The organism is Shuttleworthella sp. (genome assembly GCF_057251025.1).
Genome location: NZ_DBHIDN010000003.1, coordinates 38,087 through 55,636 on the forward strand (window position 1 = coordinate 38,087; position 17,550 = coordinate 55,636).

Sequence of the window (17,550 nt, forward strand, 5' to 3'; positions counted from 1 at the left end):
ATGAATCCTTTTTTTCATTACTGTGATTAAATCCCTCCTCTCTCCCGCCCTAGGCCCAGAGGTCGGATCCCGTCTTGGACGCCTCAATCTTATGAGTCAGGCCGCCGATCCACTTGCTGATCCCAAGCCCGATCAGAAGGGCCGGAATCCCGAAGGCCAGAAGATGGAGGAGGTTGTATGCATAGTTGTGCGCATAGAAGCCGCCGATGCACTCCCGCAGGGCGTTGATCCCATACCGGAAGGGCATAAAGGGGTAGAGGCTCCGGTAGATCTTCGGCAGGACTTCGATGGGGAAGGTTCCACCGCTTCCGGCGACCTGCACTACCATAATAATCACGCCAAGTGCCTCTCCCACTGCCCCGAAGGCGTAGGTCAGAGCGTAGAGCAGGAGGGTGAAGGCCAGGCTGGACACGGCTGCCGCAAGCCAGAAGAAGAAGCAGGACTTGACATGGATCCGCACATAGAAGAGGGTCCCAAGGACGATAATCAGGGCCTGAACCTGTCCCAGGAGGAAGAAAATCAAATAGCGGCCCAGGAACTCATGCCGGGGCTTGACCCCCGGAATCTCCCCCGGATGCTTCTGGCGGGGTCTTAAGATCGCCACCTGGATCAGGGCCCCGACCCAGACGGCAAGAACCACATAGAAGGCCGCCATGGCTGATCCGTTGTTCTCAATCGGATAAACCGACTCCGACTTAAGTCCCACCGGAGAAGAGATGAAGTCCGCGATCAGGTCCGGATCGGACTCGATCAATCGGACCAACATCTGGTACTGATCTGAAGATTGGAGCTTGGACACTTCCTCAATCAGACTGCGCAGCTTGGTCTGGATCTGGGACAGATTGTCTCTTGCCGTCACAAGGTCCCCCCTGGCCGCCCCGGATAAATCCGGATGGGATGCGAGGATCTTGTTCACAGCGTCAATATTTCCGCCGACATCGTCAAGGAGTGTTCCGGCCTCTGCGATCGAATTTCGAATGGACTGCATGGAGGAGGCGATCCTGGGCTTGACCTGGCTGCGGTAATCTGCGATCAGGCTCCGACTCTCAGCGAGCAGCTGGCCGCAGTCATCCGCCGCTTGCTTGGCCAGGGCGACGGTGGACTGACCGGCCCTCGCTGCTGCCTTCACTCCCTCCAACCGATCTCTCAGGACCTGGTACTTCCGGTTCAGACGGTCTAATCCGTCCTGGAGGCGGGGAGGCAGGTTGATTGCGCTGAAGGCCCCATTGATCTGCTCGTGCAGACGGTCCAAAACCGCCTCCAGCTGGTTGATCTCCGGCTCGGTCAGCTCTCTGCCGCTTGCCAGCTGATTCTCCAGAGCCTGCAGGAAGTCAGAGGCCTGGGCCAACTGTGATTCAATGTAGTCGGTCGTCTGGCCGGACCCGGCCCGGTTCGAGGAGGGATCCTGCTTTTGGGCCTCCTCTCTCGCCGCCTCGAGCTTCTTCCTTGATTCTCCGGTCATCTCCTGAAGTTCCTTGGAGAGAGATCGGCTTGCCTGCTTGACTTGGTCTGCCGAGTCGGCCAGACCAATATAGGCATCTATGATCCCCATACTGATCGTCATATCGGCATCCATCTGTCTGAGATGACGCAGGGCTGCATCCGTCAGGGGCATACTTCCATCCGAGTGGGAGATATATTTGCCCGCGGAGAGCAAGCCCTGGGCTAAAGAGCTGACAAATGCCTTGTTGACCTCCTCTTGCACGGTCGTCTTCACCTTGCCGGTGATCTTAGGGGCAATGGCGTTCTTCTTCTCATTCTCGTAGTAGTAGATTTTGGGATGATTGAGCCGGCCTCCGATGAATGAGAGCATGTTCTCAGAGAAGTCGCCGTCGATGACTAAGGCCGCATAGTACTGGCCGCTGGTCACTCCCTCCCTTGCGGTCTCGGCCTTATCCACGAAGACCCAGCCAATCGACTGGTTGGTCTTTAACTTGTCGATGACGATATCTCCGATATTGAGCTTGACCCCGTCTAAGTCCGCCCCCCGGTCCTCCGTCGCCACAGCCACCTTGAGCTGGACCGTGGAGGCGGGCCCGTAGGGATCCCAGTTGGACAGGATATTAAACCAGGCATAGAGAGAGGGTATGACAGCAAGCCCCATGATGACCACCAGGGCCACCACATTGGTCCAGATTCGCCCGGCATCCCTGTGGAAGATCTTGAAAATATTAGACATGAGATTCCTCCTGCGTGGACTTCAGGGGATTATGGAATTCCAGATATTTTCCCCCAATAAGAGATTCCGGTGTCTCTCCCTCCTGAGCCTCCAGGTCAATCAGTTTCTTCTGGAGCTCAAAATCCGTGTACTCGACGAAAATCAGATACCCGGCAATTCCAAAGAGACTTGCGATCCAGAGCATGAGAAAGGCAAAGCGAGCCCCCTCGATCATAAAACTCAGGATAAGAAAAAAGAGCGGCAGAATCAGGTTGACCCGTATTCCGAGGACAATCCGCCTGACATTGATCTCATGCTTTTCCCTGAGCTCAGCGATGTATTCCCGATAGAACTTCTGGTAATCCTTCATCATTCAACACTCCACACGCCGGTCTTTTCGGCCGGCCTCACATCAGCTCCGTGTCATCCATCCGAAGCTCCATGAAGTGAAGGAGCTTTGCTGTCGGCCGATACATCCAGATTCCGATCGCCAGGGCAAGCAGGATGAAAATCGCCAATTCTCCCAGGTAAACAATCACATTGATCCCGTAGAGACCTGCCACGCACTCCCGCAGTGCATTGATCGCATAGGGGAAGGGGAAGAAGAGATAGGCGTTCTGGAAGAAGCCCGGAAGAAGCTCAATCGGATAGGTTCCGGAGGACCCTGCGATCTGCAGGACGACAATGACGACGGCGATCGCTTTCCCGACATCTCCGAAGGCATAAACCAGAGAATAGATCAGAAGTGAGAAGGTCAGGCCGGTTATGGCACAGACTGCCCAGAAGAGCAGGGGGTGCAGGCATTGAATCCTGAGCACGAAGAGATCTCCCAGGACCAGAAGAATGACAAAGAACTGTTCCAGCAGGGCGAAGATCAGATAGCGGCCCAGGTAGAGCTGATACGCTTTGGCCCCGGGATAGGATTTGGCGTCCGGATGCGTCTTCATAACCGCCACAAGAAGGAGCCCCATAACCCAGATGGCCAGGACGGAGTAGAAGGGGGCCACAGCGGACCCGTAATTCTCGACCGGGTAGATCGTCGTCGACGCAATCTCCACCGGATTGGCAAAGAAGCGCCCATAGGCCTCCGGGTCTCCGGAGAGCGTATTGATCAGAGCCCTGACGGAGTCCTTGTCTCCCGCTTCCTTGACTGCGTCCAGGACAGAGGAAATCCGTTTGTCGAGCAAGGCCAGGGCCTGCCTTGTCTGAACCAGGCTGACATTGCCCGCATTGACTGTGCCGGACAGGGATCCGAACACGTCGCCCATCCCTCCGAGAAGACCGGAGATCTGATTCATTCCGGCCCTGGCGTCCCTGATCGTCTTGGCCGTACTGTCCAGGGCTGATTCCACTTCCCTGGGGAGCGTTTTTGTCGCTTGGTCCGTCAGCTGCCGACTCTCCTGCTTGATCTGGTCCAGATGGCGGTAGAAATCCTCCTTCTGCGCCTTCTCCCGGGGACTCAGCTGGGCATCGGTCTTCCCGACCCATGAGGCCCGGTTCATAGACTCCAATTCCCTGAGACCGGCCTTGATAGCATCCAGCTGCCGGATCATCCGGTGCAGGTTGGGCGTCAGTTCCTCCGGAAGCGCTTCTGCCAGAGCATGAAGTTTTCCATCCAGTTGATTCAGCTTGTCTCTGTGCGTCTGTATGGCCTTCTGAATGCTCTCCATATCGCTGCCCGAGGTCAGGTCATCAATCCCCTTCTGCCAGTCCGAAGCGTTGTCCTCTGCCATGGCCTCTATATTTCGAACCCGCTTGCTGTACTCGTCCAGGGTAAGCTGGGCTTCTTCTGCCGCCTCCCGGGCCTGCCCCAAGCCGGACCGGGTCCTGTCAAGAGCTCCCTGGACACTTTCCGTCGCCTGACCGGCCTGGGCGAGCGCCCTGTCAAGAGCTGCATTTCCCGCAATGGCCATGTCGATCTGAGCCTGATAGCCTGCAAGATCGCTTCGGATCTGCTCAAAGCGTGAAATCAGACTGTCAATTCCCCCGCCCTCCTTCAGATTCGCGGCGAAATGATTGCTGTCTGAGAAGGCTCGTTCCACCATAAATTCAATAAACTTCTCATTGACCTGGGATTGAATTGTAGTCACGACGGTGTCTGTGATCTTGTTGGCGACGGCATTCTTCTTCTGATTCTGATAGAAGGTCAGCTGAGGCTTATCCACGCCATCCGTGAAGACTCTCGTCATCTTCCTGGTGAAGTCTTCGCCTACAATCAGGGCTCCGTAGTATTCGCCGGATACGACCCCATCTCTGGCCTTCTCCTCCGAGTCCAGAAATACCCAGTCGATCTTATCGTTGTGGTGAAGCTGGTCCACAATCTCCGCCCCCAGATTCTTCTGTCCGCCGGTCCCCTTGCCGTCCCCGGCTTCTCTTGCCGGCTCTTCTCCCCGGTCCAGGGATACCACGGCAATCTTGATTCCCCTGGTATTTCCGTAGGGATCCCAGTTGGAATAGATATTGGCCCAGGCATAGGTCCCGCCCAGCAGGCAGACTCCCAGCGCAATGATGATGGTGAAGACGCTTCTTCTCAGTTCCTTAAGATCATGTCGAAATAATTGTAAAATCATATTTCCCCTGTCATGCAGATCTCATGTCCTCAGATTGATTTTTCTATTCTAACACCGGGCCCCGGTAAAATCGGCACAAATCACACAAATCCTCATCCATGCATACAGTCCGATGCGATTGTATATCTATCTTCCCCCATTCTTCTTGCAAAAGAATCAAATCTTTCCTCTGCCTATCTGTTATCATTCACGATAAGAGATTCTATCCACACCGCAAGAGAACGGACAGACAAGGGAGCGGGCCATGCCAAATCCAAAAATCAATCGAAAACTTCTGGGTGCTGCCTGCGCCATCGGCTCCGGGATCTGCTGGGGGCTCTCCGGCTCCATGGGCCAGTACCTCTTCACCCATCAGGGCATGCAGACCTCCTGGCTGGTTCCCATCCGTCTCTTTCTGGCCGGTCTTCTTATGCTCTTCTTCTGCCTTGTTTCCTACGGACCCAGGAAGACCTGGCAGCCCTTCACCAATCGAAGGGACGCCTTCTTGTGTCTGGTCTACGGAATTCCGGGAGTTGCCCTCTGCCAGTTCCTCTACTTCCTCTGTATCCAGCTCTCATCCGCCAATATGGGGACCATTCTTCAGGATCTTGCCCCCAGCCTGACCCTGATTCTGATCTGTCTCATACACCGGCGCCGACCCCGTGCCCCGGAGCTTGCCGCCATTTTCTTTGCCTTTCTTGGCGTACTCTCGATTGTGACCCACGGAAACCCCAAAGCCCTCCAGATCTCTCCCCTGGCTCTGGCTGCCGGTATCGGGTCTGCCGTTGGCATCGCCATCAATAACCTGGTCGGAAAGTCCATCCTGAAGAAATACCCGGTTGCAATCATGCAGGCCTGGGCCTTCTTCTGGGGCGGCCTTGTCATGGCTCTGATCTTTCAGCCCTGGCGCATTCCCTATCAGCCCAATCCGATCGGCTATTTGGGCATCCTCTTTGTGGTTTTGATCGGCAATGTTGCTGCCTTCTCTCTCTATATGACCGGCGTCGGCATCATCGGCCCTGTCCCCGCGAGCCTCTATGCCTTCTCGGAACCCCTCACGGCGGCTCTTGTCACGGGCATTTTCTTCAAGACCCCTTTCAGTCCCTGGGATGGCCTGGGCTTCCTCCTCATTTTGACCATGATGATCTGCATCTCCTACCGGCCAAGGCAGGGATGATCTTCATTCTCCTCTTCTGCAATCAGGCTCCTCACCGCCTCAACTGCGCAGCGCACCGCCAGGTCTGTATCGTCTGCCAGGGGATTGGGCAGCCCGGCCTTCTCCCGCTCCTGATTGGCCATAACGAGGAGGATCGAGGCCGCCCGGACGCCGAGCGCCTGAGCTACGGTGTACAGCGCGGCTGACTCCATCTCGCTCGCAAGGCAGCCCAGGCGCTTCCAGGCCTCCCACTTGTTCTCAAGTTCATAGGAGACCGGGCTCCTCTCCGGGTCATGCTGGCCATAAAAGGAATCCTTGGACTCGACGACACCGGTATAGTATCTTGCGCCCAGCTTCTCTGCTGCCCCCTCAAGGGCAGCCACCAGTCCGAAATCCGCCACAGCCGGATACTCAATCGGGGCATACTCCTTGCTGGTTCCCTCCATCCGAACGGCTCCCGTTGCCACAATCAGGTCTCCACCCAGGATCTCTTCCTGCATGGCTCCGCAGGTCCCGACGCGGATGAAGCAGCGGGCCCCCGCCCGGACCAGTTCCTCCATGGCAATTGCGGCGGAGGGACCGCCGATTCCCGTAGAAGTCACAGAGACCCCGGTCCTGTGAATCCGGCCTGTATAAGTGATAAACTCCCGGTTCTCTCCAACCTTGACCGGGTCCGTAAGATAGGCCGCGATTTTGGCGCAGCGGCCCGGATCGCCCGGCAGAATGACGTAAGAGCCGATGTCATCGGCCCCGATTCCCAAGTGGTACTGCTTCTTCGGATCTCTGGCATATTTCATTGCGTTTCCCCTCCTTAGTCCCTCTCCCCAAACAGGGCCCTCTTACGGTCAATCATCTCGTCGACGCGGGCGATGTAGTCCTCGATATTCTTCACATTCTCACAGCGGTCTGTACTGCCGTCCGGCAGAATTTTCTTGGAGTCAGCGGCGCAGCCCAGGGCCACGATGTCCTGCTGTTCCTCCATGATGGCAATATTATAGATGCACTCACGGCCCTCCTTGGCATAGCCCACATTCTCCTGATTTCCTGCAATATTCTTCTGCCGGTAGAGATAGTAGGGGGTCAGGCCCATTTCCCTGGCGTAGGCGGCGGCCAGCTCCATCCTCTGATCGGAAGACTCCATCCGGTATTTCTCATAGGTCTCCCACTGCCGGTTCAAGCGAGCCGTTCGCTTCAGGGCCAGAGAGTGAACCGTCAAATTCTCGGGGCCCATATCCATGACCTCTCTTAGGGTCCGCTCAAGATCCTCCAGACTCTCGCCCGGAAGGCCGATGATCAGATCCATGTTGATATTGTCAAAGCCCTTGGCCCTGGCCAGGGCATAGGCCCGTCGGGTCTCTTCCGCCGTGTGCCGGCGGCCGATCAATTTGAGGGTCTCGTCCTTCATCGTCTGCGGATTGATGCTGATCCGGGTCACTCCGTGTTCTCTGATTGCGTCCAGCTTGGCCTCTGTAACCGAGTCCGGCCGTCCCGCCTCGAGAGTCCATTCCCGAAGCTGACTTAAGTCCAGCTTCTGCTCGATATAAGACAGGAGCCGGTCCATAAGTTCCGGAGAGAGCGAGGTCGGGGTCCCGCCTCCTATATAAATACTGTCAAGAACCCTGCCCTTCTTGTCCTGGAAATCCTCCCTCACATAGTCAATTTCTTTCTCAAGCGCCCTGATATAGTCCCCCATAACCGCGGCATAGCTTCCCTCCGGGTAAGAGGTAAAGGAGCAGTAGAGACAGGTGGAGGGACAGAAGGGGATATTCAGATAGAGGCTGTATCCCTTCTTCCCGTCTTTCATCCCACCAATGCCGGTTGCCGTGTGGATTCTGCGCAGAACATCAAGCTCCCTTCGCACGATCCGGGCCGAGGCATCAAGTTTTTTGTCTGAAATCAGATAGACCTCCTTCATCCAGCGGGAGGCCTCGGAGAAAGAAGCCCCGGAAGCCAGCTTCTTCAGGAGAATCTTCGTCGGACGAATGCCTGAGAGGGTTCCCCAGGGCAGCTCCTGTCCCCGATCCTCTGCCAGGGCCCGATATATAAGCCTCTTCAGGGCGTTCTTCTGCTCCCGCCGGCAGAGAAGGTCTGCCTCTCTCTGTCCCGCGTCGACCGGGAGCTTCCGGTGCGTGCAGAGGGTCTCCTCATAGAGCCGGCCGCAGCTTTCCGACAGGAGGCCGGCAATGATGGACTCCACCGCCGGTTCCCTTCCCTCTGCCAGGGCCAGGGCCTCGAAAATGCGGGCCGCCTCTCCTCCGTCGGGCTCCCAGCGAAGGCGGATGGAGTCCTCTTTGAATCGGACCAAAAGAAAGGCCTCCGCCTCCTCTTTGCGAAGGGCCTGTAAGTGTTCCCGGGCCCCGGCCAGCTTCTCCTCCAGGGCTTTAGAACTCCTGGCATGGGAATTGGCATGCCTTGGCTTTTGCCTGTCCTCTCCGCCTGTGCTCTCCCCCCTTGCTTGTCTTCCGGCAACTTCCTCTCTCCAGCGGGCCAGGTCCCTCTCAGCCCGATCGACCCGGCCCCGATAGGCAGTCAGTGCCTCCTTTGCTGTCCCGGCCCCCTCCGGCTTTTTCTCAAGTCCGGCCGGATAGAGAAACCGCACCTCGGCCCTCGGGAGAAAGGATCGCAGCAGGTTATAGATATCGTACTCAAAACCGGTCTCATTCAAATACGCGTAAATCATAAACTCATCCTACATTGTCCGCGATGGTCCCAGCTCACATCAGACCAGGTAAGGATTATAGACCCTCTCTTCTCCAATTGTGGTCTCGCTCTCATGTCCGGGAAGGACCCGGGTGTCCTCCGGCAGAACCATCAGCTTATCCTTGACAGAGGCGACCAGCTGCCGCATAGACCCTCCCGGAAAATCACTTCTTCCCAGGGAACCGGCGAAAAGGCTGTCTCCGGAGAAGAGGACCCCCTCATACGGAAAGTAGAAGCAGCAGCCTCCCTCCGTGTGCCCCGGCGTGGCTAAGAGCCGGAAATGAAGGCCGGCCAGATCTCTCTCCTCCTCATCTCTCATAAAGAGATCCGCGTGAAAACGCATATCGCGTCCCAGAATCCAGGAAGAGAGGTTATAGGAGGGATCTGCAAGGGTCCTCTTCTCAGCAGAGGAGGCGATTACGGGGGGATTGTCGTCCAAGTGCTTCCTCAGGTCATCGATCCCGCCGGCATGGTCGGCGTGTCCGTGGGTCAGGAGAATGGCCGCAAGATGCAGGTCCGCCTTCTTGAGATACTCTGCCAGCCGGTCTCCGTCTCCCCCCGGATCAATGATCAGAGCTTCTTTTGCTCCTTCCTTGTGAATCAGATAGCAGTTGGTCTCAACCGGTCCCACTACGAATTGCTGTACTCTCATGATTTACCCTCAAAAATGCCGACCGACGGCCGGAACCGCAGGTCGGCAGCGATCTTCGCTTTGACCGGTCCGACAGGCTTATCAACCTCCTGTCGTCCGCTCTATGTCTACAATCGATTCAATCTGGCGGAGCTTCTCTGTCAGATTTCTGAGTTCCTCCTTGCCGTGAACCTTGAACTGGATTGTAATGGTCGCGACCCCCTGCTTGGAGGTGTTAGAGTGTATCTGCTCAATGTCAATATCCGCTCCGGAGAAGACCCTGGACAGGTCCACCAGAATGCCGACCCGGTTATTCGCATAGATCTTGATGACGGTATCGTAGAGCTTGCCGCTGGGATTGGGCCAGCCGTCCTCCCACTCCGCCTCGATCAGACGGTTTTTCTCCATTTCCGGCAGATTAATGATATTGATGCAATCGGTTCTGTGGATGGAAATTCCCCGTCCCCGGGTGATAAATCCCACGATCTCATCTCCCGGAACCGGGCTGCAGCACTTGGAGAAGCGGACGGAAATATCATGCAGTCCCTTGACTACAATGCCGCTCTTGTGCCGGTAGAGAGGTCTGTCGTTCTCCGCATGCTCGCGGGCCGAGCCGGAAGCCCCCTCCGGCAGATCTCCGTCTGCGGGAGTCTGGGGCTTGACCGATGCCAGGATATCCTCGTCCGTCAGGATCCGGGGGTGGTCCTTTCGATAGTTCTCCAGGAGGCGATTGATGACCTGCCCCTCCTTTAAGCCGCCGTGCCCCACTGTGGCCAGGGCATTGCTCCAATCGTGAAAGCCGAAGCGGCGGAGAACCTTCTTCTGGTATTCCGGTCGGTTGATGGCATTGAAATCGATATCATGGCTCTTGGCGTAAGCTAAGAGCAGGTCCTTGCCCCGCAGGATATCCTCGTCCTTGGTCTGGGCGCGAAACCACTGGTTGATCTTATTTCTGGCCTGGGAGGACTTGACCAGCTTGACCCAGTCCCGACTGGGTCCCCTGGAGTTCTGCGAGGTGATGATCTCGATCCGGTCGCCGTTCTGAATGCTATAGTCGATCGGGACAAGCTTGCCGTTGACCTTGGCCCCCACCATCCGGTTCCCGACCGCGGAGTGGATGGAATAGGCAAAATCCACCGGAGTGGATCCGGCCGGGAGGTTCTTGACATCCCCGGTCGGCGTAAAGCAATAGACCGTGTCGGAAAAGAGATTCAAGTCACTCTTAATCAGAGAGACGAACTCCTTATTGTCCGTCATATCCTGCTGCCACTCCAGAATCTGCCTGAGCCAGGACAGCTTCTGCTCCTCCTGGTTGGTCGTGGCTCCCTCCCCGGACTCCTTGTACTTCCAGTGGGCAGCGATACCATATTCGGAGATCCGGTGCATCTCCCAGGTCCGGATCTGGATCTCAAAGGGCTGACCCTTGGGCCCGATGACCGTCGTGTGAAGCGACTGGTACATATTGGGCTTCGGCATGGCGATGTAGTCCTTAAAGCGGCCCGGGATGGGGGTATAGTGCTCATGGATGATCCCAAGGGAGGCATAGCAGTCCTTGAGATCGTCGACGATTATGCGGACCGCAAAGAGGTCATAGATCTGGTCCAGGGTCTTGTGCTGATTGACCATCTTCTTATAGATGGAGAAGAGGTGCTTGGCCCGGCCGTAGATCTTGGCCTTAATGCCGGCCGCGTCGATCTGCCCGGTCACAAGATCCACCAGAGACTGGATGTACTTGCTTCTCTCGCTCTCCCGCTGGTTGAGCTGCTCCAGGAGGTCATAGTAGGCATCCGGTTCCAGGTACTTAAGAGACAGGTCATCCAGTTCGACCTTGACCTTGCTGATACCCAGTCTCTGAGCCAGGGGCGCGTAGATCTCCATGGTCTCGCGCGCCTTCTCTTTCTGCTTGGCTGGCGACATGTACTTTAAGGTGCGCATATTGTGCAGGCGGTCTGCCAGTTTGATCAGGAGCACCCGGATATCCTTGGACATCGCCAGGAACATCTTCCGCAGATTCTCCGCCTGGACCTCCACCTTGTCGGCATCATAGGACAGCTGACCCAGCTTGGTGACGCCGTCGACCAGGAGGGCGATCTCATCGCTGAACTCCCGTCGAATATCCGCAAGACTCATGACGGTGTCTTCCACAACATCGTGGAGGAGGCCGCCTGCGATGGTCTCCTTGTCAAGCTCCAGATCAGCCAGGATTAAAGCTACGGACAGGGGGTGGATAATGTAGGGCTCTCCCGACTTCCGCCGCTGGTCTCTGTGGGCCCGACGGGCGATGGCATAGGCCTTCTCAATCATAGAAATATCGGTATTGGGGTGGTATCGGTTGATTCGGTTCACCAGTTCCCGATAGATCTCATCCGGATCCATGAAATCATCCGTGGCAATGACGCGAGCCGCCTGTGTGTGCAGGATCTTCTTCTCGATTTGTTCCAGTTCTTCTCTGGATTCCGAATGCGTCATATCCGCCATAGACCGCCTCCTCTCACAAGAGTAACCTGCGCCGGGCGCCTCCCCCACAGATCCGATAGATGCACATATTATAGAAGATCAGAGGGATAAATGCCAATAGTCCGCCGGATTCTCACGCCCTGAAGATCCCCTGTCTTCTGGGATAAATCCGGCCTCTTCCAGCAGTTTTCGAGAGGGGATATTATCCGGATGCACGCGGGCCAGAAGTTCTTCCAGCGCAAGCTCATCCCTGGCATAGGAGCAGATGGCCCTAAGGGCCTCTCCGGCATAGCCCCTGCGTCGGCAGCCGGCGTCGATCAGGTAGCCGACCTCTGCCTGCCCCCCTTGACAGATGGAAGAGGGAATGAGGTCTATTCTCCCGATGACCGGACCTGCCGCCCCGCTCTCCTTCTCCCTCCTTACGATCATGAAAGCTCCCATTCCAAAGAGGGGATAGAGACAGTCCCTGTATGTCCTGATCAGGGCCTCTGTCCCCTCGATACCGCCCAGGGGCTCCATGTATTCCGTCGCCCCTGGGCTCTCATGCAGGCGGGCCAGGATCCGGCTGTCAGAGGGAAGCATTTCCCGGATGATAAGCCGCTCGGTCCTTATGACTTGCTCCGGGATTCCTCTTCCCCTGCGATACGTTCGAAGGAGGTCTTCCTCTTCCAGGGCGTCGAAATCCGTAAGGACCAGGTCTGCCGCAAGCTGGTCCCTCCCCGTCTCGATGCCGATGACGGGGATACCTGCCTCCTTCATTGCCAGGGCCCTTGCCTTGTGTCTGCAGATGGCCAGGTCGATTTCCCCGCCCCTCTCTCCGGGGAACAGGGGGCGGTGCCCACAGCCGATCAGGAAGGCTTCCATCGCGGGATCCTCTTCGCGGTCGAAGTCCAACGCGATGGTCAGATGCTCCTTTGTCATACCCTCATCTTCTTGATGCGGTCTACCGCGCGAAGGGTATTCTCATAGGTTCCGAAGGCGGTCAGACGGAAGTAGTGCTCCCCGGAGGGGCCGAAACCGGACCCGGGTGTCCCCACGATGTGGACCTCACGCAAGAGATAGTCAAAGAAGTCCCAGGAAGTCATCTCCCCCGGTGTCTTGAGCCAGATGTAGGGGGCGTTGACTCCCCCATAGACCTCAAATCCGGCCCCGGCAAGGCCCTCCCGGATGATTGCGGCATTATTCATGTAGTAGGCGACTAGGCCTCTGATCTCCTCCTGTCCATCGGGAGAATAGACTGCCTGGCCGGCCCGCTGCGTGATATAGGGAGCGCCGTTGAACTTGGTCCCATGTCTGCGGGCCCACATACTGTGGAGGCTGACCCCGTCTCTCTGTAAATCCTTGGGAACCAGGGTAAAGCCCAGGCGCACCCCGGTGAACCCGGCATTCTTGGAGAAGGATCGCAGTTCTATGGCACAAGACCTGGCCCCCTCGCACTCATAGATGGAGTGAGGAACGTCCGGCTCTTTGATATAGGCCTCATAGGCCGCATCAAAAATGATAAGAACCCCCTTCTGATTGGCCCAGTCCACCCAGTCCTGCAGCTGGCTCCTGGTCAGGGTCGTTCCGGTCGGATTATTAGGCAGGCAGAGATAGACCACATCGGGTATCCGGCTTGGGAATTCCGGGACGAAATGGTTGGCCGCCGTCACCGGAAGATAGATGATGTCGGTCCACCGTCCTGTCTTTGCGTCCCATGTTCCGCAGCGGCCGGCCATCACATTGGAGTCGACATAGACCGGATAGACAGGATCCGTGACAGCGATTCGCGTGTCCGCGGCAAAGAGCTCCTGGATTGCAGCGGAATCGGACTTGGCTCCGTCAGACACGAAGACCTCGTCTTCGGAGATATCCACTCCCCGGTCCCTGTACTCTCCGGCAATGGCCTCTCTCAGAAAATCATAACCCAGGTCCGGCGCATAGCCGTGGAAGCCCTCCTCTGTTCCCATCTCATCAACTGCATCATGCATGGCCTTGATGATGGTGGGGGTCAGGGGTCTCGTTACGTCACCGATGCCCAGGCGAATGATATCCGCTTCGGGATTTGCCTGAGAGAAGGCCTGGATCCTTTTGGCGATGTCGGAAAAGAGATAGCTTCCGGGCAGCTTCTGAAAATTCTGATTGATCTGATACATTCTGATTGCCTCACTTTCCTATAGGGAGCCTCCGGCCCCATATTCTCTGATCTTCTCATAGGATAGGTTGCCTCCGAAGAGGTCCAGAGCCGATCCCACTGTAAAATCCACTCTCCCCCGCCCCTTCTGACGGATCAGGTCCACATCCTGATAAGAATGGATCCCGCCGGCATAGGTAATGGGGATCTTCCCCCAGCCCGCCAGAAGTTCCAGCAGATCCTCTGCGATGCCGGCCTGCATCCCCTCGACATCTGCGGCGTGAACCAGAAACTCATCGCAGTATGCTGACAGATCGTCCAGAAGGCCTGCATCCACCGGCTCATCCGTGATGGTCTGCCATCGGTTCGCGGCTACATAATAGCGGCCCTGCCTCTTGCGGCAGGACAGGTCTAAGACCAGCCGCTCTCTTCCGACCGCTTCAAGCATGGCCTGAAGCCTGTCATGGCTGATTCTGCCTCCTGAGAAGACATAGGAGGTCACGATCAGGTGGGAGGCCCCGGCCCTCAGATAGGTCTCGGCATTCTCCGGGCTAATCCCGCCCCCGACCTGCAGGCCTCCCGGATAAGCCGCCAGGGCAGCAAGAGCAGCCTCCCTCGTCTCCTCATAATGGGCGGATCCCCGGGCATTCAGGAGGATGACATGTCCTCCCGTCAGCCGATCCTCCCGGTAGCGTCTTGCGTAGTCTGCCGCCGAGCGTGCCGAGACGAAGTTCTCTGATGCCCGGCTCCCCTGATCCCTCAGACTGGAACCTATGATCTGCTTGACCTTGCCGTTATGAATATCGATACAGGGACGAAATCGCATCTCTTCTCCTCTTAAGGGCTGTCAGTTGCAGCTGTCCTACATGCGGTTGGCCTTAAGATTAGCAAATTTACAGAAACAAGTAAATTGATTCCACCCGGATTCATTGACCCCATCCTCCGCTTTTGATAGTATAATTGACTAAAAATACAGGAATGGACCAGCAGAAAGAGAGGATCCGGAATGGCTACAATAATCGGTGAAAGCATTACATTCGATGACGTCTTACTGGTGCCCCAGTACTCAGAAGTAACGCCTAACTTAATTGATCTGAAGACGCAGCTCACCAGAACGATCAGCCTCAACATCCCCATGATGAGCGCAGCCATGGATACGGTAACCGAGCACCGGATGGCAATCGCCATGGCCCGCCAGGGCGGGATCGGCATTATTCACAAGAACATGTCCATCGCCCAGCAGGCCGAGGAAGTCGACAAGGTAAAGCGGTCTGAGAACGGTGTGATCACCGAGCCCTTCGCCCTGACTCCGGACCACACCCTGGCCGATGCGAATGCCCTGATGGGCAAGTTCCGTATTTCCGGCGTGCCCATCACAGAGGACGGAAAGATGGGCCGGCTGGTCGGAATCATCACCAACCGGGATCTCAAGTTCGAGGAGGACTACAGTCGGAAGATCTCCGAGGTCATGACGGCCGGGGACAAGCTGATCACTGCCAAGGTTGGCGTCACTCTGGCAGAGGCCAAGGAAATCCTTGGCAAGGCCCGCAAGGAAAAGCTTCCCATTGTCGATGATCATTTCAACCTCCGCGGCCTGATCACCATCAAGGATATTGAAAAACAGATCAAGTACCCGAACGCCGCCAAGGACGAGCAGGGTCGCCTCCTCTGCGGCGCAGGAGTCGGCATCACCGGCAATATGATGGAGCGGGTCGAGGCTCTGATCGCCGCGCATGTGGACTGCATTGTCGTGGATTCCGCCCACGGGCACTCCAAGAACATCATGGATGCGGTCAAGAAGATCAAAGCGGCCCATCCCGATCTCCAGATCATCGCCGGCAACATCGCGACCGGCGACGCCGCCAGGGCTCTGATTGAGGCCGGCGCTGACGCCGTGAAGTGCGGTATCGGGCCCGGCTCTATCTGCACCACCCGGGTGGTTGCCGGCATCGGCGTCCCCCAGGTATCTGCCATCATGGACTGCTACGCCGTGGCCAAGGACTATGGGGTTCCCGTCATTGCCGACGGAGGCATCAAGTTCTCCGGCGACATGGTCAAAGCCCTTGCCGCCGGCGGCAATGTCTGCATGATGGGGTCTCTCTTCGCCGGCTGTGATGAGGCTCCCGGGGAATACGAGCTCTACCAGGGGCGCAAGTTCAAAGTGTACCGCGGCATGGGTTCAATTGCCGCCATGGAGAACGGGTCTAAGGACCGCTACTTCCAGGAGGGCGCCAAGAAACTGGTCCCTGAGGGCGTTGAGGGTCGTGTCGCCTACAAGGGCTCTGTCGAAGACACCATCTTCCAGATGATCGGCGGGATCAGGTCCGGCATGGGTTACTGCGGCACGCCCACCATCCCGGAGCTCCAGGAGCGCGGCAGGTTCGTCAAGATCTCCTCTGCCTCCCTCAAGGAGTCCCACCCCCACGATATCCACATCACCAAGGAAGCTCCCAATTACAGCTTAGACGACAATCTCTGATTGGCCTCTCTCTGTCATGTGTCCATCCAAAAGGCACCCGGGCTCAGCCCGGGTGCCTTTTTACTTGCTCTGCTCTCTTCGCGCCTCCCGGGCAAAGACGGCCTAATTCGGAAAGACCAGAAAGAATCCTATCCCGCCCAGGGCCAGGCCCATCAGGGCTCCGGCAACCACATCTCTCGGGTAGTGGAGCCCGGAGATCACTCTTAAGATGGCCAGAAGCAGACCCAGGGCCAGGAAGAGGAGACCCAGAAAGAGATTCTGCTCGAGCATAGCCATGGCTATGATGAAAATAGAGAAGACATGTCTGCTGGGGAAAGAATCTCCCCTCGTCCCCTTCTCCACAATGGGGCGAATCGGCATGGTCTCATAGGGCCTCTTTGCTCCTATCTTCCTCCGCATCAGGCTGACGGCCACAAAAGAGACCCCTGTCACAAGAATATTTTCATAGAGCGCCCGGTAGCGGCCCTCCAGTAGGAAAAGGCCGAGCATGACCGCATAGCCCACAAAGGCCGCATGCGTAATGATCCGCATGGCATAATCGATAAGCCCCGGCCCGACCTGATGAGAACGGATCTTCTTTAGAATATTCTGATAGGCTTCTTCGCTCATGAGCTGGTCTTCTCCCTGATGGAATTCTCTTCCATATAGGTGTTCACGTCCGCCTTGAACTGCTTCCAGGCATTCGGATGGTCAACAAAGTACTTGGGGCAGATCTTGCCCGTCACATCATAGTGGCGGATCAGCTGGTCCTCACTCAGCTGAAAGCGCGCCATCAGGTAGGCCACAAGCCGCACGAGGGAGTCATAGGTCTCGCGCTTGAATTTGCCGCTTGCATCCGGATGACAGACCTCAATCGAAATCGTATCCGCATTTCTCTGATTGGAGGCGTAGGCGATCTCGGAAGTCGGAACGCACTGGATGATCTCCCCGTCCAAGCCGACAATGAAGTGGGCACTGGCCCGGGTGACATGCGAGTCCTTCAGGCTCTCGAAGTAATTCCGATTCGCCATGGCTGTTGACCCCGGATTCGCCGTGTAGTGGACGACAATTCCTCGGACCTTGCGCAGTCTTGTTCCCGGCCTGCTGTTGGGATTTGGTGTCAGCAATTCCACCTGCAGGTCAGGAAGGGCTGAATCCGACAGCCGGGGCCGGACCTTGTGAGGACGCAGTCCCAAGGGGTCGAACCAGAGGATCAAGAGGACCAGAGAAGAAATTCCCAATAAGAAAAGCCACTTTCTCTTCCCCCGCCTTCTTTTTCCCCGGTAAGCCCTGTACTTGTTATTTCTTGGTGTCTTCTGATTCATGTC

14 protein-coding genes are annotated in these 17,550 nt (G+C 56.8%); 2 read left to right on the forward strand and 12 right to left on the reverse strand.

Annotated elements, in window-relative coordinates; translation table 11 throughout:
- Positions 1-49: 49 nt before the first annotated feature.
- The 3 genes from ACO5R6_RS01350 to ACO5R6_RS01360 are packed head-to-tail and all read right to left on the reverse strand — an operon-like array spanning position 50 to position 4,728.
- Complete coding sequence (locus ACO5R6_RS01350; protein WP_485625379.1) at positions 50-2,179, reverse strand: YhgE/Pip domain-containing protein; 2,130 nt, start codon at positions 2,177-2,179, stop codon at positions 50-52.
- On the reverse strand, positions 2,172-2,531 hold the full coding sequence (locus ACO5R6_RS01355; RefSeq protein WP_485625380.1) for a hypothetical protein: 360 nt from the start codon (positions 2,529-2,531) through the stop codon (positions 2,172-2,174). The genes ACO5R6_RS01350 and ACO5R6_RS01355 overlap by 8 nt, the downstream gene beginning before the upstream one ends.
- 34 nt (positions 2,532-2,565) lie before the next feature.
- The gene (locus tag ACO5R6_RS01360; protein ID WP_485625381.1) at positions 2,566-4,728 is read right to left on the reverse strand and encodes a YhgE/Pip domain-containing protein; all 2,163 of its coding nucleotides are present in this window, start codon (positions 4,726-4,728) and stop codon (positions 2,566-2,568) included.
- Between the two features lie 244 nt (positions 4,729-4,972).
- On the opposite strand from ACO5R6_RS01360, the gene ACO5R6_RS01365 reads away from it, so the two are divergent.
- On the forward strand, positions 4,973-5,884 hold the full coding sequence (locus ACO5R6_RS01365; RefSeq protein ID WP_485625382.1) for a DMT family transporter: 912 nt from the start codon (positions 4,973-4,975) through the stop codon (positions 5,882-5,884).
- Here ACO5R6_RS01365 and udp read toward each other — a convergent pair.
- From udp to hisA, 7 genes are all read right to left on the reverse strand, one after another.
- Positions 5,863-6,660, reverse strand: coding sequence for a uridine phosphorylase (gene udp, locus ACO5R6_RS01370; RefSeq protein WP_485625383.1), 798 nt, complete (start codon positions 6,658-6,660; stop codon positions 5,863-5,865). The genes ACO5R6_RS01365 and udp overlap by 22 nt on opposite strands.
- 14 nt (positions 6,661-6,674) lie before the next feature.
- Positions 6,675-8,543: a coproporphyrinogen dehydrogenase HemZ gene (hemZ, locus tag ACO5R6_RS01375; protein ID WP_485625384.1), complete on the reverse strand. Its 1,869-nt coding sequence runs from the start codon at positions 8,541-8,543 to the stop codon at positions 6,675-6,677.
- A gap of 39 nt (positions 8,544-8,582) precedes the next feature.
- Complete coding sequence (locus ACO5R6_RS01380) at positions 8,583-9,215, reverse strand: MBL fold metallo-hydrolase (protein WP_485625385.1); 633 nt, start codon at positions 9,213-9,215, stop codon at positions 8,583-8,585.
- A gap of 81 nt (positions 9,216-9,296) precedes the next feature.
- Positions 9,297-11,672, reverse strand: coding sequence for a RelA/SpoT family protein (locus ACO5R6_RS01385; RefSeq protein ID WP_485625386.1), 2,376 nt, complete (start codon positions 11,670-11,672; stop codon positions 9,297-9,299).
- A gap of 78 nt (positions 11,673-11,750) precedes the next feature.
- Positions 11,751-12,572: a GNAT family N-acetyltransferase gene (locus ACO5R6_RS01390; RefSeq protein ID WP_485625387.1), complete on the reverse strand. Its 822-nt coding sequence runs from the start codon at positions 12,570-12,572 to the stop codon at positions 11,751-11,753.
- The gene (locus ACO5R6_RS01395; protein WP_485625388.1) at positions 12,569-13,786 is read right to left on the reverse strand and encodes an LL-diaminopimelate aminotransferase; all 1,218 of its coding nucleotides are present in this window, start codon (positions 13,784-13,786) and stop codon (positions 12,569-12,571) included. Before ACO5R6_RS01395 ends, ACO5R6_RS01390 begins: the two co-directional genes overlap by 4 nt.
- A gap of 18 nt (positions 13,787-13,804) precedes the next feature.
- Positions 13,805-14,590 carry a phosphoribosylformimino-5-aminoimidazole carboxamide ribotide isomerase gene (gene hisA, locus ACO5R6_RS01400; protein ID WP_485625389.1) on the reverse strand — a complete coding sequence of 262 codons (786 nt, stop codon included), beginning with the start codon at positions 14,588-14,590 and terminating at the stop codon, positions 13,805-13,807.
- A 180-nt stretch (positions 14,591-14,770) separates the two neighbouring features.
- Here hisA and guaB point away from each other — a divergent pair, with 180 nt between their 5' ends.
- Positions 14,771-16,243 (forward strand): IMP dehydrogenase, encoded by a 1,473-nt coding sequence (gene guaB, locus ACO5R6_RS01405; protein WP_485625390.1) that lies wholly within the window; start codon positions 14,771-14,773, stop codon positions 16,241-16,243.
- Between the two features lie 102 nt (positions 16,244-16,345).
- On the opposite strand, the gene ACO5R6_RS01410 is transcribed toward guaB, so the two are convergent.
- Positions 16,346-16,852, reverse strand: coding sequence for a phosphatase PAP2 family protein (locus ACO5R6_RS01410; protein WP_485625391.1), 507 nt, complete (start codon positions 16,850-16,852; stop codon positions 16,346-16,348).
- Positions 16,849-17,547 (reverse strand): peptidoglycan recognition protein family protein, encoded by a 699-nt coding sequence (locus ACO5R6_RS01415; RefSeq protein ID WP_485625392.1) that lies wholly within the window; start codon positions 17,545-17,547, stop codon positions 16,849-16,851. The genes ACO5R6_RS01410 and ACO5R6_RS01415 overlap by 4 nt, the downstream gene beginning before the upstream one ends.
- Positions 17,548-17,550: the final 3 nt, after the last annotated feature.